Genomic DNA, 20,351 nt, shown 5'->3' on the forward strand with positions numbered 1-20,351 from the left:
AGAGGACGGGCCTGCGGCACCGGAGTCTTGACGGCATAGAGGCGGCTCATCACCCGCTCGATATTGCCATCGACCACATTGGCGGCTTTTCCGAACGCAAAAGCCATCACCGCCGCCGCCGTGTAAGGCCCGAACCCCGGCAGTGTCAGCAAGGCCGCCTCATCCGCCGGAAAGATGCCGCCATGCGCGCTGACCACCGCCCGCGCGCATTTCAGCAGGTTGCGCGCCCGCGAATAATAGCCCAGCCCCGCCCATTCGGCCATCACCCGCTCATCGGGCGCGACGGCCAAAGCGCCCACGCTTGGCCACAGGGCGGTGAATTTTTCAAAATAGGGTGTGGCGTGCGGCACGGTGGTCTGCTGAAGCATCACCTCCGACATCCAGACGCGGTAGGGATCGGCCCTAAGCGCAGCTCCCGGTCCTTCACGCCAGGGCAAAACGCGCGCATTGCGGTCGTACCAGTCCAGCAATCTCTGACGCGCAGGCGAGACATCTTCATCTGTACGCTCTTCCTGTCGCGCATCTGATTCCAAAAACCGCTGCACACTTTTTGGGATGCGCTTTATACTCAACACCATGAAACGTGACCTGCCGTCCTATGAAGAAGCCGTGCGCATCCTGCGGACCACGCGAACCCGCCGCGTGCCGCAGCCAACGCCGCCCGTCAATCGACAGATAGCGCCGATGATGAAGGCACTCAATGAACGATTTGAGGCCTATGACACCGGGGCAGGTCGTCTCAAAAGCCGCTGGCCTGAGATTGTGGGCGATACGGTGGCGCGCATCACCGAACCCGTGAAGGTCATCCGCGCCCGTCCCGGCGCCAAGGCGGGCGGCACGCTCGATCTGCGCGTCGAAGGGTCGTTTGCCTCGGTCATCCAGCACCAGAGCCGCGTCATTCTCGATCGCGTCAATCTGTTTCTGGGGGCGGGTACGGTCGAGCGTCTTCGCCTCATTCAGGGGCCGGTGCAGAAGGCCGCGCGCCCGGTGCCACCGCCCGCCCCCAAACCCCTGAGCGCCGCCGAGGAACTGGCCTTGCAGGAGAGCGTGAAGGCCGTAGCCGACGAAAAGCTGCGGCGCGAACTGCTGCGACTGGGCCGTTCGGTGCTGCTCAAGGACCGTGCCCAACGGAAGTAACTTGCCAAAGGCCACGCTCTCGCCGTAGGAAGTCGGGATAAGGCACACAGACGCCTGAACCAGATTCTCTTACAAGGGCCCGATCCATGCACCTGACCCGTCACACCCTCGTTCGCGGCGCGCTTATGGCTGCCGCTGCCTTCGGTACACTCGCCCTCGCCGCCTGTGGTGGCAGCAAAACGGATGCCGGGGCCGACGACATGGTTCTGGGCAAGGCCGATGCCCCCGTCACCCTTGTCGAATACGCCTCGGTGACCTGCGTGCACTGCGCCGCCTTCAACGAAAAGGTCTTCCCGACGGTGAAGGCCAAATATATCGACACGGGTAAGGTGAAGTACGTCTTCCGCGAATTCCTCACCCCCCCGGCGGACGTTTCGGCGGCAGGCGTTCTGGTGGCGCGCTGCGCCGGCAAGGACAAGTATTTCGAAGTGATCGACGCCATCATGCGCTCGCAGCAGGAAATGTCCGCCACGGGCGACGCCAAGGGAGTCCTCAAGCGCGTGGCCAATTCGGCCGGTCTGTCCGATGAGGCCTTCGCCAAGTGCGTCAACGATCCGAAGGGTCTGGAGCGCATCCAGACCAATATGGAAAAATACGCCAAGGCCGACAACATCACCGGCACCCCGACCCTGATCATCAATGGTCAGAAGTTCGAAGGCGACTATACCAGCGTCGAAGCCTTCACGGCCGCGCTCGACAAAGCCCCTGCCGCCAAGAAGTAAACATGTCCGCGCCATCCGTCCACAATCCAGTGAATAGCTTTTTCGCCACAAAATGGCGCAAGGTCTTGGCTGGATTCTGGGTTGGAATGACGATGTTTGTGCCCCTCCCTCTTCTGGCCCAACCGCAAATACCTGCGGTCAGCCCGGACGATATGAGCCTTGGGCGTTCGAACGCTCCCGTAACTTTGATCGTCTATGCTTCGACAACGGGTGCTCACTTCGCTCAGTTTTACAGAGAAGTGTTTCCGAAACTGGATAAAGCGTACATCCAGCATGGCCAGGTGCGGTATATATTCAGGGAATATCTGACACCTCCCGTTGATGTATCGGCTGCCGGAATGATGATGGCGCGCTGCACGGGCAAGGACAGGTACTTCAAAACCCTCGCGCGGTTGATGAATTCACAAAATGAAATCCTTACCGCAGAAAACCCCATCGTCATTGTTCGTCGCATTACGCGCCAATCTGGCCTTTCCGATCACAGCTTCGAAACCTGCATCAATGACTCTACGTCTCTCAAGCATATGGCCGCAGCGGAAACCCACCTATCTGAAATACCAGCAGATGTTAACATGCCCTATCTCTTCATAAACGGTGTGCTGTTTACTGGCGACTCGACCGATTCCGACGCAGTAGCCTCCGCGATAGATAAAGTGATATCCAATCCGTCACCGGACCAAAGGACCCAGCCATGACCGCCACCGTTCGTCGCCTTTATGATCGTGCCCGCCGCGCGCCCTTCTGGCAGCAGGCTGTGGCGGTTTTCCTGCTGGCCGTATTGACCACGGCGCTGTTCAGCGTTGCTGCCGATGCGCAGAGCGCGAGCAAAGCCAAAATTGCGCCACTGAAAGAGATGACCAAGGGCGCGACCCATGCCCGCGTGACCGTCGTCGAATACGGTTCGGTCACCTGCACCCACTGCGCCCACTGGTACACGACCAACTGGCCGAAATTCGAGCGCGACTACATCAAGACGGGCAAGGTGAAGTACGTCTACCGTGAAGTCGCCACCAACCCGGCCCAGATGGCCTTCGGTGTCTATATGCTGGGCCATTGTGCGGCCGATAAGCCCAACTGGCTGGGCCAGAAGGGCGGCACCAAAGCCTATTTCACCGTCATCGACGGCTTCTTTGCCGCTCAGTCGAAAATCTACGAGACGGGTGAAGCCGAACCGGTCTTCCGCTCGCTGGCCGCCAAGGCGGGCCTGAACCAGAGCGAGGCCGACACCTGCCTGAAAAACGAAGACCTGTTCAAGGCCATATCCGCCCGTATGGAAACCAATATGACCAGAGACGGCGTCGAATCGACCCCCACCTTCTTCGTCAATGGCAAGCGCGTCGAAAGCGACTACGCCGCCATCGAAGCCGCTATTAAGGCCGTGAAGTAAGCAGACTCAGAGCGGCTCGCGCACCTGATAGCCGCGGGCCCGCAAGCCGGTCACGAGCCGGTCGTCATTGATCAACATGCCCATAGGCAGGATCAGCACGCTACGCTTCGAACCGCTCATCGCCTTTTCGATCACCGCGATCGTATCACCACTGACCCGCGCCGACAGGTCTGCGCCCAGCCCCTGAAGACAGTCGCCTTTTGGACCGTTGCGCCAGATGGGCTTGAGCCGCGCCACATCGCCATTGGCCCAGGCCTTGGTGACAATGGGTACATTGGGGATGTCGTAATCAAGCGAGTCGAGTGTCATGGTCAGACAGCGACGGCTTTCCTCGGCATCAATGGCCGCAATCTGGTTCAGCAGTGGCTTGGCTTCATAGCTGGCCACCGCGCGCACCTTCACCTTCTTCTTTTTGGCGGCTTTACTCAAACGATCCACAACCGCCGAAGACGAATAGCCGTATTTCTGATTAATCTTCATGGACAGACGCATCCCGGCCCACAGAGGCTTGTCCTTTTCGATATCGTTCGTTTTGATGCCGTAACGCCGGGCCGTGGTCTGAAACCGCGCATATTCAGCTTCGGGCAGGACGTCTTTCAGCGTCGTGCGGCCCGGCAAATCCTTATCCTTCATCAGACGAAAAATCAGCGACACGCCCCCGCTCGCCGTCGGCGGCGTGTACAGGGTTTCGGCCCCGGTCAGGATGTTCTCGATGCGTGTGCTGTCCCAGCCCGCCTTGCCCTCAATCTGCGCAGAGCCGATGATCCACACCACCTTGTCGTCACGCACCACCTTCCACAAGGCGGGTCCGGGGAGACGTTTGACGACTGTAACGTCGGTCGTGCTCCAGATCGTATCGTCCTGTGCCCACACCGTGATCGGAGCAAGGGCCACAAAAGTCAGCGTCAACAGGGTTTTGTTCTTCATCATCCCCTCCATCCCTTTATACCAACGGCCGAAGATGCTGACCGCATCCGGCCGTTGAAAACTCGTGAATTTCTCATATGTGTCAGCAACATGAGAAATTCACGAAAGGAATACCAAGAGTCATTTCCAATGACCCTTGGTATTACGTCCATTGGTGGTAGGTCGGCGCGGCGGCGAAAATAGGGCAAGGTAGAGAGGGATAGCACCCTTGCGTGCCTTGCGGCCCTCGCTTTAAATAGAAGCCTTTAGGCAAAAGCGTTAAAGCCCATTAACCTTTGCATCTCGTCTGATTCGCTCTTTCCACCGGTCCCTGCTTGCAATTTCAACGGCTGAAACTTTCCGGCTTCAAGTCCTTCGTCGATGCGTCCGAATTTCGCATCGAACCCGGACTGACGGGTATTGTCGGCCCTAATGGCTGCGGCAAGTCGAACCTGCTGGAGGCCCTGCGCTGGGTGATGGGGGCGACTTCAGCCAAGGCCATGCGAGGCGCCGGCATGGAGGACGTGATCTTTGCCGGTTCGGACAAGCGCCCGGCGCGCAACTGGGCCGAAGTCACGCTCACCATCGACAATTCGGCCCGCCTCGCCCCTCAACCCTTCACCGATCAGCCCGTGCTCGACATTGCCCGGCGCATTGGTCGCGGTCAGGGCTCGACCTACAAGGTTAATGGCAAGGAGGTACGTGCGCGCGACGTGCAGCTTCTGTTTGCCGATGCCTCGACGGGGGCCAACTCCCCGGCCCTTGTGCGTCAGGGGCAGATTTCCGAGCTGATCGCTGCAAAGCCGCAGAACCGCCGCCGCGTCCTCGAAGAAGCCGGCGGCGTGTCGGGCCTGCACACCCGCCGTCATGAGGCCGAACTGCGTCTGCGCGCCGCCGAGGCCAATCTGGCGCGGCTGGACGATATTTCGCGCGAACTGGACAGCGCCCTGTCGCGTCTGAAACGCGAGGCACGACAGGCCGACAAGTATAAGAAGATTTCCGCCGAAATCCGCGCCCTGCAAAAAGCCATTCTGCACGCCAGATTGCTGGAGGCGTTGGCTGTGTTTCAGTCCACGACGGGCGAAATGCAGAGCCTGTCGCAGGCGGTCGAAGCGACGACGCGCGAGGCCGCCACCGCTCAGGTTCATGCCCTGAAAGCCGCCGAGGCCATCCCGCCGCTGCGCGAAGAAGAAGCCATAGCGGCGACTGTCAACCATCGTTTGAGTATAGAGAAAGAACGCCTCGACCTCGAAGCGCAGCAGGCGCAGGCCGAGATTGAGCGGTTGAAAAGCGATCTGCGGCGTCAGCAGGCCGACCATGCACGCGAACGGGAACTGGCGCGCGACGGTCAGGCGCAGATCGAACGCCTGACGGACATGCTGGCGCGCGTGCGCGAAGAGATCAAAGAGGCCCCATCGCGCGAACCCGAACTGAAGGCCGCTGTGCTGATGGCCGAGGGCGAGCGCGTCGAAGCCGATCAGCGCATTGAGGAACTGGCCGCCGAGTTGGCCGCCCTGACCGAACGGCAACGGCTGGAGGCCACGCGCCTGAAAGAGGCGCAGACCCGCTTTGAACGCCTGCTGGCCCAGACCAATCAGGCCGAACGCGAAAAACAGGCGCTGGGTGTGTTTGATCATGCGGCGCTGGAGACGGCGCGACAGGCGGCAGACACCGCGCAACAGGCGCTGGACGCTGCGCGTGCCGAGGTCGAAGCGCTGGAAGGCGAGCGGATGGCGGTGGTCAACACTGAGGCGCAGGCGCGCAAGACCGCCCGCGACCTCGAAGACCGGCTGGGCCGACTGACCGCCGAATCGCGCGGTCTGGCGCAGATCCTGAACGCCAACAGCGCCAAGGGCAAAAGCCCGGTTCTCGATGCCGTGCGCGCCGAAAAAGGCTATGAACTGGCGCTGGCGGCGGCGCTGGGCGACGATCTCAATCTCAGCCTGTCGAAGCGCGGGGCGCTCGATGCCTTGGCCTTCTGGGCCGAGGATTTTGACTCGCAGGCCGTGCTGAGCGATCTGTCGGCGCTGGGGGTCACGCCGCTGACGCAATATGTCAGTGCCCCGCCCGCCCTGTCCTTGCGCCTTTCAACCATTGGCGTGGTCGATCAGGCCGAGGGCGACCGGCTTCAGGCACACCTGCCCGTTGGCGCGCGGCTGGTGTCGAAAGAGGGCGATCTATGGCGTTGGGATGGGCTGATTGTGCGCGCCAAGGCCCCGAAGCCCGCCGCTGTGCGTCTGGCCCAACGCAGCCGCTTCGATGAGCTGGAGGCCGAAATCGACGCGCTCAAGCCGGAGCTTAAGGCCGCGCAAACAGCGTTGAAAACCGCCGCCGACGCGCAAAGCCGCTTCGAAGACCGTCTGCGTCAGGCGCGCGCCCGTCTGCCCGAACGGGAACGCGACCTGCGCACCAAAACAGCACAGGCTGATGAATTGAGCCGTCGCCAGACGCAGTACGAAACGCGCATGGAGGCGCTGGACGGCAGCATCAAACGCCTGCGCGGCGATCTGGGCGAGGCCAAAACGGCCTATGAGGCGCTGGCTGATGCGCAATCGACGCCGGAAACACTGGACGCCCTGAACGACGCTCTGGTCGAAGCACGCAACCTCGCCAACGCCCGGCGTCAGGCCGTGCTGGCGGCGCGTTCGGCGCTGGACGAAGACGCGCGTAATCGGCAGCAACGCGAATCGCGCGAACGCAATCTGAGCCGCGACCTCACTGACTGGACCCGCCGCCACGGCGAATCGGGCAGCCGCGTCGAAAAGCTGACGCGCGAACAAGAATCCACTCTGGCGGCGCTAGCCACCGCCGAGGCCGCGCCTGCGACCTTTGAAACCCGCCGCCTGAGCCTGCTCGATTCGCTCAGCGCCGCTGAAAAGCGTCTGTCGGAGGCGCGCGATGCGCTGGCCTTGGCCGAAACCGCCAAACGCGAGGCCGATGCCGAGGAAAAGGCGCGCGAACAGGCGGCGGCGCAGGCGCGCGAACACCGCGCCGGGGCGCTGGCCCGACTGGAGGCCGCCACCGCCCGCAAGGCCGAGATCGAAGCGCACATCTTCGATCAGACGCAGGACACACCGGAAGCGCTGGGCCAGCGCCTCAAAGAAGAGGCTATCGCCACGCCCTCAGATGCCGCCGGGGCCGAAGCCCTGCTGTCGGGGCTGGAGAAGGAGCGCGACCTTCTGGGCGCGGTGAATCTGCGCGCGGAAGAAGAGGCGACCGAGTATCAGGAGCGGCTGGAAGGCATCAGCCGCGAACGGCTCGACCTGACCACAGCCATTGGCAAGCTGCGCGACGGGATCGACGAACTGAACGCCGAAGGCCGCGAACGTCTGCTGGCGGCGTTTGACGTGATCAATGAGCACTTCAAGACGCTGTTCGTCGCCCTGTTTGGCGGCGGATCGGCGGAGTTGCGGCTGGTCGAATCAGACGACCCTCTTGAAGCCGGGCTGGAAATCTATGCCTGCCCGCCGGGTAAACGCCTTTCAACCATGAGCCTGATGTCCGGCGGTGAACAGGCCCTGACGGCGACCGCATTGATTTTTGGCGTGTTTCTGGCCAATCCAGCCCCGGTCTGCGTGCTGGACGAAGTCGATGCGCCTCTCGATGACGCCAATGTCGATCGCTATTGCCGGCTGCTCGATGAAATGCGCACCCGCACCCAGACGCGCTTTATCGCCATCACCCACAATCCGGTGACCATGGCGCGCATGGACCGCCTGTTTGGCGTGACCATGGCCGAACGCGGCGTCTCACAACTGGTCAGCGTCGATCTGAAGGCCGCCGAAGCGCTGGTCGCCTGAGGCAACCGACCAAAGTCTTACGCGCCACAGAAAGGGACTCTGCAAACCATTGTTACAAGGGTTTGCCGCGATAAGGCCCCGCACGGGAAACGAATTTTCGCAAATAGTGATGCCCTATGGGGTTTGCACGAGGTAATTAGATCAACTTTATGTCATCGGCTTGCTTGACCTTTGCGGTCTGTCCGATTAGGTTCCGCGCCGTCCGAAGGGGGATATTTGTCTGTGTGCGAATGTCCTTCCGAAAGGTCCGAATATGAATAATGACCCCGATCATGAGACTTCGTCGAAGCTGGGCGACCTCGAACGGCGGCTTAATGCCCTTGAGCAGAAGAAGCGCCGCAAAGAGACCGACCACGCCGAAAGCGAAGCGGGCGCCGGAAAGGGCTATCAGGCTCTGGGCGAACTTCTCGGTGGCATTTTCATCGGACTGGGGGCTGGCTGGCTGAGTGACGCATACCTGCATACGCGCCCGTTCGGCATTATTGTCGGCGCGATTGTCGGTCTGGTTGCCGGGGTCTATGCCGTCGCCCGCAGCGGACGTCGTTGAGATTTTCAGGGCCCTTTGGCCCATCGCTATTTGAATTGATGAGGTAGGGCTTATGGCCGATCCGTTGCACCAGTTTCAGATCCAGAAGGTCGTCGAACTGCCGACCATCGACGTCGCTGGTGTCCCCGTTGACCTGTCGATCACCAATTCCGTTCTGGCCATGCTGATCGGCGTGGGCTGCGTGGTTTTGTTCTTTGCCCTTACCACCGCGCGCGCCTCGATCATTCCGGGCCGTTTTCAGGTGATGGCCGAAGGCCTGTTCGGTCTGATCGACGACCTGTCGGAATCCATCATTGGCCACGAAGGCCGCTCCTTCTTCCCGTTCGTGTTCACGCTCTTTCTGTTTATCCTGAGCTGTAACCTTGTGGGGATGACCACCTATTTCACCGCGACGTCGCAGCTGGCGGTCACCGCCATGCTGGCCATCCTGACCATCGGTACGGTCATCGTCGTCGGTTTCATCAAGAACGGTTTTGGCTTCTTCAAGCTGTTCATGCCTTCGGGCGTGCCGCTGCTGATCCTGCCAATCCTTATCCCTATCGAAATCATCTCCTTCCTGATGCGCCCCATCACCCTGACGCTGCGTCTGTTCGGCAACATGGTCGGCGGTCACATCGTGATGAAGGTGTTCGCGGGCTTCATCGTGGCTCTGGCCTCGGCGGGTGCGCTCGGCTATCTCGGCGGCTTCGTGTCGCTGACGGCGGTCGTGGCCCTGACGGCGCTGGAATTCCTGGTGGCCTATCTGCAAGCCTTCGTCTTCGCGGTGCTGGCCTGCGTGTACCTCAATGACGTGGTGAACCTGCATCACCACTAAGTCATCACCTTACCTTACGTTTATCCTCTTCTTCCTACGGAGTTAAAGTCTATGGACGCTTCTGCTTACAAGTTCCTCGGCGCGGGTCTGGCCATGCTGGGTATGATCGGTGCCGGTATCGGTCTCGGTCTGCTGTTCGGCAACTTCTTCCAGGGCGCGCTGCGCAACCCGTCGGCGGCCAAGTCGCAACAGACCAACCTCTTCATCGGTATGGCCCTGACCGAAGCCCTCGGCATTCTGGCGTTCGTTATCGCCATCATGATCCTGAACGGCTAATCCTGCTTTCGCGGGCCCGATCGCCGCAGGCGTTCGCCCGACGAAGACCGGACTTTCGACGGATCAGGCTGGCGTCACAGTCTGATCCGTTCGTCTTTACGCGCATCCCTAAACGCTGCGCACCCGTCAAAACAGACCCATAGTCCGTGCCCTGGCCCGGATCAAAAGGATCAAATCATGAGCGTAACCGCAAGCCCCGCGGCCAGCGAGACGAGTGCCGAGGCACCCGTGACCACGGTGGCCACGCTTGAGCCCATCGCCGAAGCCACCGCTTCTGCCGAAGCGGCTCACGGCGACGCCCACACCACCTCTACCGGCCACGGCGAAGGCCACGCTTCCGGCGGCCTGCCGCAGTTCCAGACGGAACACTGGGCGGGTCAGATGGTGTGGCTGGTCGTCATCTTCACCGTCCTGTTCATCCTGATCGCCAAGGTGTTCGCCCCTCGCCTGCGTAACGTCATCGACACGCGTGGCGCGACGATCGCCGAAGATCTGGCCAATGCCCGCGCCATCCGCGACGAGGCCGAGGCTCAGGCCAAGGACGCGGCGGCTGAAACCGCAGCGGCCCATGCCGCAGCGCGCAAGCTGGCCGCTGATGCCAAGTCCAAGGCGACAGCCGAAATGGCGGCCGCTCAGGCCAAGGAAGACGCCCGTCTGAACGGCATTCTGGCCGAAGCCGAAGCCTCGATCCGCGCCAAGCGTGACGAAGCCCTGGCCCACGTCACCGAGATCGCCACCGACACCGCGTCGGCGCTGGTCGAAAAGCTGACGGGCAAGGCCCCGACCAAGTCGGCCCTGACCGCCGCCCTGAAGAAGAGCTGAGGAGCACCCGATGGAACACGCTGAACCGTCCTTCTGGGCCAATCCGGAAACCTGGGTCCGTATCGGTCTGGGTTGCTTCTTCCTGCTGCTGATCGTCATGAAGGTGCCGCAAAAGCTGTGGGCCTCTCTGGCCGACACCGGCAATGCCGTGCGCGCCGAACTGGATGAGGCTGTGCGTATCCGTCAGGAAGCGCAGGCCCTGCTCAACCAGATCAAGGCCGAGCGTCTTGAGGCCGAACAGAAGGCCAAGGAACTGATCGCCTTTGCCGAGGAAGAGGCCCAGCGCCTCACCGCCGAGGCCAAGACGAAGCTCGATGAGTCGATCAAGCGCCGTCAGGCGCAGGCCGAAGCCAAGATCGCTCAGGCCGAGGCCAAGGCCGCGTCCGAGGTCAAGGCTGCGGCGGCTGATCTGGCGACGCAGATCGCGGAAAACATCCTCATCAGCCGCGCTGACGGCCTGAAGAGCGATCCGCTGGTCGATCAGGCCATCACGCAGGTGGCGACCCGCCTGTCGTAAGACAAGGCTATCGCGCAAAAACAAAGGCCCTGCCGGTTTCGGCAGGGCCTTTTCTATTTCAGCTTTTGGCGAGCGCGTAGATAGTCGAAATCAGCGCGGATATCAGTGGTTAGAGCGCAATCCGATAAAGTGGATACCACTTTTCGGAAAAATTGCGCGACCAAACAAAAAATTAGAGCAATTCGGCGGCTCAACTGAGCCGACGAATGCTCTAGAATCTCAGTCCTTCAAGCCACCCAGACGGCGGAAGATCAGCCACACCGAAACGCAGACGCAGACAATACCGACCACAGCCAGCGTAATGGACATGGTGGTAAACACATCCGCATTGCCGGGTTCGGTCATTTCGAGATTGATGGCCTTTTGATAGGCCCCCGCCGCGCCGCCAAGGGCCGCGAGGCCGATCACCGAAATGAATATCCATTGCAGGGTTGAGGCGATCATCTGCCACAGGCTGCGCTCATTGGCCTCTGCCTCTTCGGTCGAAACCGCGATGCGACCATCTTCGGCCAGCCATTCGTCGTCTTCGACCACCTCTTCGGCGTGGACATAGGTCTGCGGGGCCGCGTGACTATTGAAGCTCAGGGCGTCGCTTTGCACGGCGGCCGCAGCCGTGGCCACACCCGTTGCCGGGTGTTGCAACTGCTCGCGCCAATGCAGCGGCGTTTCTTTGGGTGTCTCTCTGGCCGGCTCAGGCACAAGCTGGGGCTGCGAGGCTACCGGCGCCGGGGCCGGGGCCGAAGCGGCGGCCGCATCGGTTTGCACACTCACCGGAGACGCCACAACCGTGGGCGGCGCGATCAGCGACGGGTTGGGTCGCACACCCGGCTCGACCTTGCTATGCAGCCGCATAACCAGCGGCACATCCTCTGCCTCGTCGTCCGCTTCCTGAGCCGCAACAGGCGCAGGTTCCGGGTCACGGCGTGAAGATACATCAAACGCGGCCGGAGCCGGCGTCGGTTTGGCGGCCGTGGGCGGCGGATTGTGCGGCGATGCCTGAACCGGTGCCGGCGGGCTGGCAGGTGCCGCTTTCGGCTTGGCCAATGGCCCGGCCATAGTCGCGTAAGGCGAATAAAGCCGCATCAGGGCCGCCGCGGCTTCCGCCTTGCGCACCGCTTCGGCATCGGGATCGACGGCGGGCTTGGAGGTTTGATCCGCGCTTTTCTGCGCCTCAGCCGCGCGTTCACGTTCGGCGCGGGCGGCAGCCTCTGCCTGCTCACGCTCTAAGCGTTCGCGCTCCTGACGCTCCCGCTCAAGGCGGTCTTGCTCAAGTCTGGCTTGCTCAAGTCTGGCTTGTTCCTCACGTTCGGCGCGTTCACGCTCCAGACGCTCGCGCTCGACGCGTTCGCGCTCCAAACGTTCTTGCTCCAAACGGGCCTGTTCGTGGCGCATCTGTTCAAGGCGAGCCTGTTCCAGACGCTCGCGCTCCAGACGCGCCGCCTCTTCACGCAGGCGGGCCTCTTCCTCAAGCCGCTGACGTTCCAGACGTTGCTGCTCAAGGCGCGCATCCTCCAGACGGCGCAGTTCGCTCAGACGGGCCTCTTCGGCGACGCGGGCCGCCGCCAGAGCCTGGGCCTGACGCATGGCCTCCTGACGCAGGGTGTCTTCACGGAAGCGCGCCTCTTCGCGCAGGCGAATTTCCTCACGCAGTTTGGTCTCTTCGCGCAGACGCGCTTCCTCGCGCTGACGCAATTCCTCACGCAGACGGGCTTCTTCCCGCAAACGCGCCTCTTCGCGCAGGCGCGCTTCCTCACGGACGCGGGTCTCTTCGGCCAGACGAATGGCTTCCAGACGCCGGGCTTCCTCGCGCAGGCGCTCGTCTTCGCGGGCACGCGCTTCGTCGGCCAGACGGCGGGCTTCGGCCTGACGCGCCGCCTCAGCGCGTTCAGCCTCACGTTTGCGCGCCTCTTCGGCGGCAGCGCGCTCGGCATCCCGGCGCTGCGTCTCTTCAAGGCGCACCTGCTCCAGACGGCGGAACTCGGCCTGAATCCGTGCCTCCTGCTCGGCCTTGAGCAAGGCGGCCTGAACATTCATCGACGGCGAAGTCGGGGCTGGAGCCGTCGGCGTTTCGGCCATATCGGCGACGCGCGTAATCACGGGCTTGGGTGCCGGCGCAGGTTGCGGTGCCGCCGGCGCTTCGGCCGGGCGGATGACCATGCCCGGCGTCATCAGTTGCGGATCAAGCTCCATCCCCTCCATATCGGGGGTCAGGAACAGGCTCTTTTCCGAGGCCCGGCGACGGATCAGCGGTGCCAGTACATAGGTTTGACCATTGAATTCAGCGCTGGTCCAGTTGTCCATCGCCTGCGCGGCTTCGGTGACGCGGCCTTCGTTGACGCGGCGCAGCACGTCCGATTGGCCAAACGCCTCGATACCGATGTTGAAGCAGAACGACACCAGCGCATCGAACTGATTCTGCGTCAGCGGCGTGTGGACAAGGTTATTGACCGCCTCGACGATCGGCAGAAGGTCAAAACGCAGCAGGGCATCGGCGTCTTCGGCGGTGACGCGCGCCCCTTCGCGAGCAGAAAAGGTATGGCCATAGCCGATCATCCAGCGCCCGTCGGGCAACTGCGAAGCCTGCTGGCGCAGACCTTCGAAACTCTTGATCAGCTCGACTCCGGCGCGGGAGATTTTATGGCGCGCTCTCATCACTTTTCCTGAACCAAAACGGTACACTTACGCAGGTAGGTAAAGGGCCCAGCAAGCATCGCGCCGCTGCGAACACCCCCGAACCATTTTTTCAACCGATTCGGACGCTTGCGCCCCCGAAAGGATTAAGAAAAAAGGTTAATTCCGCCTGAGTAGCTATCCATAGGCTCTTACGTTTTTACAACAGAATTATCGCCGCCAGCCCCAGGAAACTAAAAAATCCGATGCAGTCGGTGACCATGGTCACGAAAATGGGTGAGGCCACCGCCGGATCGCGGTCCAGTTTCGACAGAGTGAGCGGCACCAATGTCCCGGCCAGCGCCGCCGCGGTGAGGTTAATCAGCACCGCCAGCGCGATGGTTACCCCCAGCATGGGGTTCTGCCACACGGCACCGGCGACACAGCCGAGAATGCAGGCGATCACCGCCCCATTGAACCACCCCACCCGCACCTCACGCCAGACGGTGCGCAGCGCATTGGCCGTGGTCAGTTCGCGCGCCGACAGAGCGCGCACAGAGACGGTAAGGGCCTGCGTGCCGGAATTGCCGCCGATGGAGGCCACCATGGGCATCAGCACGGCCAGCGCCACCAGCTTTTCGATTTCGCTCTGGAACATGCCGATCAGCGACGAGGCGACAAAGGCCGTCAACAGGTTGACGCACAACCACGGCAGGCGCGAACGCACCACTTCAAACACAGTGGAATCACGCCCCTCCTCATCGGACACACCGGCCAGGGCCAGAATGTCTTCGCGGTTTTCTTCCTGAATGATGTTAACAATGTCATCGACAGTAATCTGACCGACCAGCCGCCCGCCCTGATCGACGACCGGGGCCGAAATCAGGTGATATTTTTCAAAGATATAGGCGACCTCTTCCTGATCCATATGGACCTCGATCTCGGTGATCGGTTCCATAATGGCCGACAGGCGGACTTCGCGCGGCGTGCGCATCAGCAGCGACACGGGCAGCGCCCCGATGGGCTTATGCGTCGGGGAAATCACATAGACATCGAAGAAGAGTTCCGGCAGGTCCGCCCCGTGTGCCCGCATATGGTCGATGGCATCGCCGACATTCCAGAAGTCGGGCGCGGCCACCACCTCGCGCTGCATCAGGCGGCCAGCGGTCTCTTCCTCGAAGGCCAGAGAGGTGACCATGGCTTCACGGTCTTCGGGGTCCATGGCCGCCAGAACCGCCTGCTGCTGCTCGGCCTCCATGTCCTCGAACACGGCCGCCGCATCGTCGGAATCGAGTTCCTGAAGCACTTCGGCCAGATCGACCGGGCGCAGGTTTTCAACGATCTCCTCACGGATACCGTCATCCAGTTCCGGCAGCACCTCAGGCAGGGCGTCGGCGGGAATCCACGGAATGACCTGTTCGCGGTAATCTTCGGACAGAAAGCCCAGCAGATCGGCGACATCGGCCGGGTGCAAGGCGTCCAGAAGATCACGCAGACGCAGACCGTCATTGCGGTCGGCGGCATCAATAACCAGCTGAATATATTCAGGATTAAGGGCGTAATCGTCCTGAAGCGCGAAGTCTTCGATCTGTTCCGGAGTGATCAGTTCGGGACGTTCATCGGCGTCCGCCGTTTCGCGCGCCACGGCATCAGCCAGTGCCTTCAGCGACCCGCGTAACTCATCGGGCGGCGTCGCCAGGGTATCGAGTTCAGGTTCGGGCTTTTGTGACAACTCTCCCCCTCCCTGTTCATCGCGCTATCCCCTTGGGCACACATATTTTCACGGAGCCAGACACTGGGCCGAATCCCTAGGGATTGCAACCGGTTTCGCCGGCAAACAGACACAAAAAAAGGTCTTGAGGGTTGCGCCTCAAAACCTTTTTTGACCCGGATGGTGCGGTCGAGAAGACTCGAACTTCCACGCCTTGCGGCACAGCGACCTCAACGCTGCGCGTCTACCAATTCCGCCACGACCGCACGCATCAGGAGGCGCGCCACTTAGCAAGCCTTGGCGGCTTTGTGAAGCGGCAAATGTGCATTATCCCCCGATTTTGCCAAAAAAGCGTGTGTGGCAATCCACACGGCGGCGTATCGCCTATCACTTCGCGGCCATGGCGTGCGCCATCTGCCCTTCCAGCCAGCGATCAATCCGGGCGTAAATCTCCGCAACCGACGCATTTCCGGCCTTTTGATTGACGTCTCTGAGGCGGCGCGCACGCAGCCGCAGCCGGTGCAGTAGAATCACAGACTGGGATTGCCGGATGTCCATGCGCTTCAGTGCGCCAGTCGCAGCGAATAGGCGATGGTCAGCAGAACAACCAGCAAGCCGACCAGCGCCAGATCGGTGCGCAGCGTTTCCACCGAAAACAGCGAAACGCGGTCCTCGCCCTCATCGTTCAGACTATAGGCCGCCACAACCACAATATACCCAACCAGCCCCACAACCGCCGGCAGAAGGGCCCATCCGGTGATAATCGCCGCCACGGCCAGACCTTCGGTCAGGAAGGCCATCCCCAGACCCAGACGCTCATAGCGCGCGAAAAAGTCGTCCGTGCCGCGCGTCGCCTTGCGCAGGCGCATCACCTTCTCGACCGTCCCCAAAATGAAGACGAGAACCGCCGCACCACAAACCGTTAGGTAGGGCATATCTGCGGACATAGGAGAAGAGACTGAGGTAATCATTGACATAACGATGAACGGATTACCGGGGCTTACCTTGCAGCCGGTGGAATGTTAATCTGTTTTACTGAGAAAATGTAAATTTTAAAAATGAGTGTCCGTTTAGATACGTCGCAACGTCCAGACACTATGCTGAGATGTGTCAGCACGGAAACGAAGTGGTGACCCCTGCAGGACTCGAACCTGCGACCTCTGCTTTAGGAAAGCCTTGCTCTATCCGGCTGAGCTAAGGGGCCACGCGCGTTGGGTTTAGCACGCTGTCCGCGCCTTTGAGAAGCCGTTTCAAACCCTGTCTGGTCTAAAAACCTGTGTGAGAACGCAGCGGACTCGACTCAAGGCGCGACTCAGCGCATCCAGTAAATTGAATATGGTTAATGCGCTATTGGGCTACCATATCTGGTATAGAACAAATCAGGCATCGCGCGATGTAACTGATTCGGTCATGATTCGTTTTCATGACGTTCACGGCGTTTGACTCAAGCCGTTAACCTCTGAATTTACGCCCTTTTGACACCGTCTTGTGCCTTTCCAAGGCCGCTTTAAGCGTTTAAAACGGCTACGTGCCAGATCATTCTCACCCTGTTACCGCCTTCGCCGACCAAAGCCCGGACTCGCGGCTGGTGGCCGTTTTAGGGCCCACCAATACCGGCAAGACCCATTATGCGCTGGAGCGGATGATGGCGCATGCCACCGGCATGATCGGCCTGCCGCTGCGGCTTCTGGCGCGCGAAGTCTATGACCGTGTGGTGAAGGAAAAGGGCGTCAATGCGGTGGCCCTGATCACCGGTGAAGAGAAGATCATCCCGCGCCTGCCCTCCTATTTCATCTGCACGGTCGAGGCTATGCCGCTGGAGCGCCGCGTCGATTTTCTGGCCGTCGATGAGATTCAGTTGTGCGCCGATACCGAGCGCGGGCACGTCTTCACCGACCGGCTTTTGCACGCGCGTGGTCGCTATGAGACGCTGTTTATGGGGGCAGCAACATTTACGCCCCTGTTCCGTTCATTGTTTCCGCATGCCGAGGTGCAGTTCCGTGAACGCCTGTCGCAACTGAGCTATGCCGGGTCGAAGAAGCTGACCCGGCTGCCCAAGCGGACGGCTATCGTCGCCTTTTCGACCGAGCAGGTCTATGCCATCGCCGAACTGATCCGGCGTCAGCGCGGCGGGGCGGCCGTGGTGATGGGCTCGCTCAGCCCCAAGACGCGCAACGCCCAGGTCGATCTGTTCCAACGCGGCGAGGTCGATTTTCTGGTGGCCACCGACGCCATCGGCATGGGCCTGAACATGGATATCGACCATGTGGCCTTTGCCGGCCTGTCGAAGTTCGATGGCCGGCGCACGCGGGCCCTGACGGCACAGGAGGCTGCTCAGATCGCCGGGCGCGCCGGGCGTAATCGCCGCGAAGGCACGTTTGGGGTCACCGGCGATGCCGATGAGATGGATGATGACCTGATCGCGTCGATTGAAAACCACCGCTTCCTCAGCCTGACGGCGGCGCAATGGCGCAATCACGAACTGGATTTTTCGTCGCTCGACAACCTGTTGCGCAGTCTGACTCGGCCTTCGCCCGCCCCGGCATTGCAACTGGCCCGCGAAGCGCTGGATGAGAAGGTGCTGCGCCATCTGAGCGCCGAAGACGACATCGCGCAAAAGGTGCGCAATCCGGTCAGTCTCCGCATCCTGTGGGAGGTGTGTCAACTCCCCGACTTTCGTAAGGTCTCGCTGGACGAACATCTGAAGACCGTCGGTTTTCTGTTCTGGTCGCGCCATCGCCCGGACGGGTTTGTGCCGCACGACTGGTTCGATGAGCAACTGAGCCACCTCGACCGCATGGACGGCGATATCGACACCCTGTCGGGGCGCTTGTCGGGGGTGCGCACCCTGTCCTACATCGCCAATCGCACCGGCTGGCTGAAGGCCGCAGAGCACTGGCGCGAAGCGACGCGCGATCTGGAGGCGCGTCTGTCCGACCGGCTGCACGAGGCCCTGATGCAGCGCTTTGTCGATCAGCGCACCAGCGCGCTGTTGAAGGCGCTCAATGCCTTTGAGGCGCCCAAGCCAGAGATCATGGACAATGGCGACGTCTTCCTCGAAGGGCAGCGCGTGGGGCAGCTTAAGGGGCTGAACTTCGTGCAGGCGGCCGGTGAAAGCCTGATCGAGGACAAGACGATCCGTCAGGCGGCGCACCGCGCGGTGACGCCCTTGATCCGCGACCGGCTGCATGCGCTTGCGCAGGCCCCGTCCAGGAGCCTGCGACTGAAAGGCAAGCACGTTCTGTGGCAAGGCGAAACGGTCGGTCATATCGCGCCGTCCGACTATTTCAACCCGGTCATCCGTCTGGAGTGTCAGTCCGATCAGGCCGCCCTTGAAGACCGCGCGCGCAAGCGGCTGACCGATTTTGTGCGGCAGCAGGCCTTGCATCAGCTAAAGCCCCTGCACCGGATCTATGAGGCCGCGCATGATGAGGCGACCCCCGCCGCCGTGCGCGCCGTGGCGTGGCAGATCTATGAAAACGGCGGCGTGACCTTGCGTGGTGAAGACAAGCTGACGGCAGATGAACGTAAATGGCTCAAGACTCTCGGCATTCACAGCAACCGTTTTGTCTGGCGTTTGCCGAAGCTGTCGTATCCGCTGATGCAGGCCTTTGGCGGGGCGAAGGACCATCCGCAACGCGCGCTCAGTCTTAAGGGGCTGGTGGCCATTGCCGGACATAAGCCGGTCCGGCTGAAGACCCTGGATGCGCTGGATAAGGCCCTGAGCGAAGGCGTGTGGCACAAGGGAGCCATCTACCTCAAACCCGGCGCGGCCGAAGGGCTCAATGATAAACTGATGGCCGCGCTGGGCTTTGCCAAGGCCGGCACGCACCGCTTTGGCGAAGGCGAGGCCGCTGCCGACTATCAGGGCTGGCGCACAAAATCGACGGCCCCGAAAAAAGCCAAAGAACAGGCCCCATTCGTCAATCCCTATTCGCCCTTTGCTGTGCTGCGCGGCGGTTGACAAACCTTGCCATAAGCCACACCCTCTTGTCTAAGGAGTGCCCCCATGGCGACCATGAACATATCCCTTCCGGAACAGATGAAATCCTGGGCGGAGTCGCAGGCGGAAACCGGTCGTTATGCCAATATCAGCGACTATGTGCGTGACCTCATCCGCCGCGATCAGGAGCGGGCAGAAAAAATAGCCGCCTTGCAGATGAAAATAGACGAAGGCATGGCCGGCGAGACTAAACAGTCTTCGCTATCTGAGAATTCCGCGGTTTCATCACTGTAAAAAGGGGAGCGGAATGAGTCCGAACGAGCGCAAAGAGTTGCAAGATGAATACAGCTTGCTGTTCAACGTATTTGAGAAGTACGGCAATGCCACCATATCAATCAAAGCGATGGGGACCACGCTGGTTACGGCAGGCCTCCTGTTTAGCTTCAAAGAAAACAATCTATGGATGGTGGGTTTCGTAATAATTCTGACCTTCAGTCTGTGGTATCTTGAGGCAAGCTGGAAAGCTTGGCAGGCAACATACGATAATCTGCTAATGGAAATCGAAAGGGCTATGCGCGATAAAACAAACATCGCTGCTTTTCAGGCGCGTACTGAATGGTGCAAACGATGGCACACTAACCGCCGAAAGACGATTTGGGTGGAATTATGGAAATTATACGTTTTATTTCCTTATATCTTGGTTATAGCTGCTGGCCTAATCTATCTTGGGCATTACGCGTATATTAAGTATATTTAATATAGTTCGTCACCCAATATAGTCCGTATAAGCCACGCTTCGGAAGACTGGAGCGATTTCGACCTCTGATCACAGCCCCAGAAACGACAGCATGATAAAGGCGCAGAACAGCACAAAATGTGTGGTGCCCTCAATCGCGTTGGTCTGACCATCATTGAGGTTGATCGCCGCCACCAGCAGGGTCAGGGCCGTCATGATGCTCTGGGTCGGCGTCAGGGCCATGTGGATCTTCTGATCGTTGAACAGCGAGATCAACTCGATCACCGGCACGGTCAGGACCACGGTCGAGAGCGAGGCCCCCAGCGCAATATTAATCACTGGCTGCATCCGGTTGGCCAACGCGGCGCGCAGGGCCGTCAGGATTTCGGGACTGGCCGAAATGGCCGCCACCACCAGTGCCGG

At 60.9% G+C, this 20,351-nt stretch carries 18 protein-coding genes, 2 tRNA genes and 2 pseudogenes; 13 read left to right on the forward strand and 9 right to left on the reverse strand.

All coding sequences use genetic code 11. The features are described from left to right. A pseudogene (locus Q0072_RS06470) lies at positions 1–470 on the reverse strand (A/G-specific adenine glycosylase); the annotation flags it as partial. A gap of 106 nt (positions 471–576) precedes the next feature. On the opposite strand from Q0072_RS06470, the gene Q0072_RS06475 reads away from it, so the two are divergent. The 4 genes from Q0072_RS06475 to Q0072_RS06490 all read left to right on the forward strand — a co-directional run bounded on the left by Q0072_RS06475 (position 577) and on the right by Q0072_RS06490 (position 3,246). Next, positions 577–1,137, forward strand: coding sequence for a DciA family protein (locus Q0072_RS06475; RefSeq protein ID WP_298327391.1), 561 nt, complete (start codon positions 577–579; stop codon positions 1,135–1,137). An 86-nt stretch (positions 1,138–1,223) separates the two neighbouring features. Next, positions 1,224–1,859, forward strand: a complete 636-nt coding sequence (locus Q0072_RS06480; RefSeq protein ID WP_298327393.1) for a DsbA family protein — start codon at positions 1,224–1,226, stop codon at positions 1,857–1,859. A 2-nt stretch (positions 1,860–1,861) separates the two neighbouring features. Next, on the forward strand, positions 1,862–2,554 hold the full coding sequence (locus Q0072_RS06485; RefSeq protein ID WP_298327395.1) for a thioredoxin domain-containing protein: 693 nt from the start codon (positions 1,862–1,864) through the stop codon (positions 2,552–2,554). After that, a complete protein-coding gene (locus Q0072_RS06490) occupies positions 2,551–3,246 on the forward strand; it encodes a thioredoxin domain-containing protein (protein WP_298327397.1) in 696 nt (231 codons plus the stop codon). Before Q0072_RS06485 ends, Q0072_RS06490 begins: the two co-directional genes overlap by 4 nt. A gap of 6 nt (positions 3,247–3,252) precedes the next feature. Here Q0072_RS06490 and Q0072_RS06495 read toward each other — a convergent pair whose 3' ends face one another. Next, the gene (locus tag Q0072_RS06495; RefSeq protein ID WP_298327399.1) at positions 3,253–4,176 is read right to left on the reverse strand and encodes a TraB/GumN family protein; all 924 of its coding nucleotides are present in this window, start codon (positions 4,174–4,176) and stop codon (positions 3,253–3,255) included. A gap of 311 nt (positions 4,177–4,487) precedes the next feature. Here Q0072_RS06495 and smc point away from each other — a divergent pair, with 311 nt between their 5' ends. From smc to Q0072_RS06525, 6 genes are all read left to right on the forward strand, one after another. Continuing rightward, a complete protein-coding gene (gene smc, locus Q0072_RS06500) occupies positions 4,488–7,952 on the forward strand; it encodes a chromosome segregation protein SMC (RefSeq protein WP_298327402.1) in 3,465 nt (1,154 codons plus the stop codon). Positions 7,953–8,205: 253 nt separating this feature from the next. Continuing rightward, positions 8,206–8,499, forward strand: coding sequence for an AtpZ/AtpI family protein (locus tag Q0072_RS06505; RefSeq protein ID WP_298327405.1), 294 nt, complete (start codon positions 8,206–8,208; stop codon positions 8,497–8,499). A 52-nt stretch (positions 8,500–8,551) separates the two neighbouring features. Continuing rightward, positions 8,552–9,313, forward strand: coding sequence for a F0F1 ATP synthase subunit A (locus Q0072_RS06510; RefSeq protein ID WP_298327408.1), 762 nt, complete (start codon positions 8,552–8,554; stop codon positions 9,311–9,313). Between the two features lie 51 nt (positions 9,314–9,364). Continuing rightward, a complete protein-coding gene (locus tag Q0072_RS06515; protein ID WP_013478623.1) occupies positions 9,365–9,589 on the forward strand; it encodes a F0F1 ATP synthase subunit C in 225 nt (74 codons plus the stop codon). Between the two features lie 177 nt (positions 9,590–9,766). Continuing rightward, a complete protein-coding gene (locus tag Q0072_RS06520) occupies positions 9,767–10,411 on the forward strand; it encodes a hypothetical protein (protein WP_298327420.1) in 645 nt (214 codons plus the stop codon). 10 nt (positions 10,412–10,421) lie between these two features. Further along, entirely contained in the window at positions 10,422–10,928 is a 507-nt protein-coding gene (locus Q0072_RS06525) for an ATP F0F1 synthase subunit B (protein WP_298327423.1), read from the forward strand. 219 nt (positions 10,929–11,147) lie between these two features. Here the strand turns inward: Q0072_RS06525 and Q0072_RS06530 are convergent, their stop codons facing one another. The 6 genes from Q0072_RS06530 to Q0072_RS06555 all read right to left on the reverse strand — a co-directional run bounded on the left by Q0072_RS06530 (position 11,148) and on the right by Q0072_RS06555 (position 16,453). Further along, positions 11,148–13,580 (reverse strand): glycoside hydrolase family protein, encoded by a 2,433-nt coding sequence (locus tag Q0072_RS06530; protein ID WP_298327426.1) that lies wholly within the window; start codon positions 13,578–13,580, stop codon positions 11,148–11,150. Positions 13,581–13,758: 178 nt separating this feature from the next. Beyond that, positions 13,759–15,270, reverse strand: coding sequence for a magnesium transporter (gene mgtE / locus Q0072_RS06535; RefSeq protein WP_298327429.1), 1,512 nt, complete (start codon positions 15,268–15,270; stop codon positions 13,759–13,761). A gap of 160 nt (positions 15,271–15,430) precedes the next feature. Then, a tRNA-Leu gene (locus tag Q0072_RS06540) sits at positions 15,431–15,515 on the reverse strand. 121 nt (positions 15,516–15,636) lie between these two features. Beyond that, complete coding sequence (locus Q0072_RS06545; protein ID WP_298327432.1) at positions 15,637–15,807, reverse strand: hypothetical protein; 171 nt, start codon at positions 15,805–15,807, stop codon at positions 15,637–15,639. 5 nt (positions 15,808–15,812) lie between these two features. Then, positions 15,813–16,196, reverse strand: coding sequence for a hypothetical protein (locus Q0072_RS06550; RefSeq protein ID WP_298327435.1), 384 nt, complete (start codon positions 16,194–16,196; stop codon positions 15,813–15,815). 180 nt (positions 16,197–16,376) lie between these two features. After that, positions 16,377–16,453, reverse strand: a tRNA-Arg gene (locus Q0072_RS06555). A gap of 324 nt (positions 16,454–16,777) precedes the next feature. Here Q0072_RS06555 and Q0072_RS06560 point away from each other — a divergent pair. The 3 genes from Q0072_RS06560 to Q0072_RS06570 are packed head-to-tail and all read left to right on the forward strand — an operon-like array spanning position 16,778 to position 19,949. Further along, entirely contained in the window at positions 16,778–19,213 is a 2,436-nt protein-coding gene (locus tag Q0072_RS06560) for a helicase-related protein (protein ID WP_298327438.1), read from the forward strand. 45 nt (positions 19,214–19,258) lie between these two features. After that, positions 19,259–19,486 carry a type II toxin-antitoxin system ParD family antitoxin gene (locus Q0072_RS06565; RefSeq protein ID WP_366941781.1) on the forward strand — a complete coding sequence of 76 codons (228 nt, stop codon included), beginning with the start codon at positions 19,259–19,261 and terminating at the stop codon, positions 19,484–19,486. A gap of 13 nt (positions 19,487–19,499) precedes the next feature. Continuing rightward, the gene (locus tag Q0072_RS06570) at positions 19,500–19,949 is read left to right on the forward strand and encodes a hypothetical protein (RefSeq protein WP_298327441.1); all 450 of its coding nucleotides are present in this window, start codon (positions 19,500–19,502) and stop codon (positions 19,947–19,949) included. 69 nt (positions 19,950–20,018) lie between these two features. Here Q0072_RS06570 and Q0072_RS06575 read toward each other — a convergent pair. After that, a pseudogene (locus Q0072_RS06575) lies at positions 20,019–20,351 on the reverse strand (calcium:proton antiporter); the annotation flags it as partial.

The organism is Asticcacaulis sp., assembly GCF_027484505.1.
GTDB lineage: Bacteria > Pseudomonadota > Alphaproteobacteria > Caulobacterales > Caulobacteraceae > Asticcacaulis.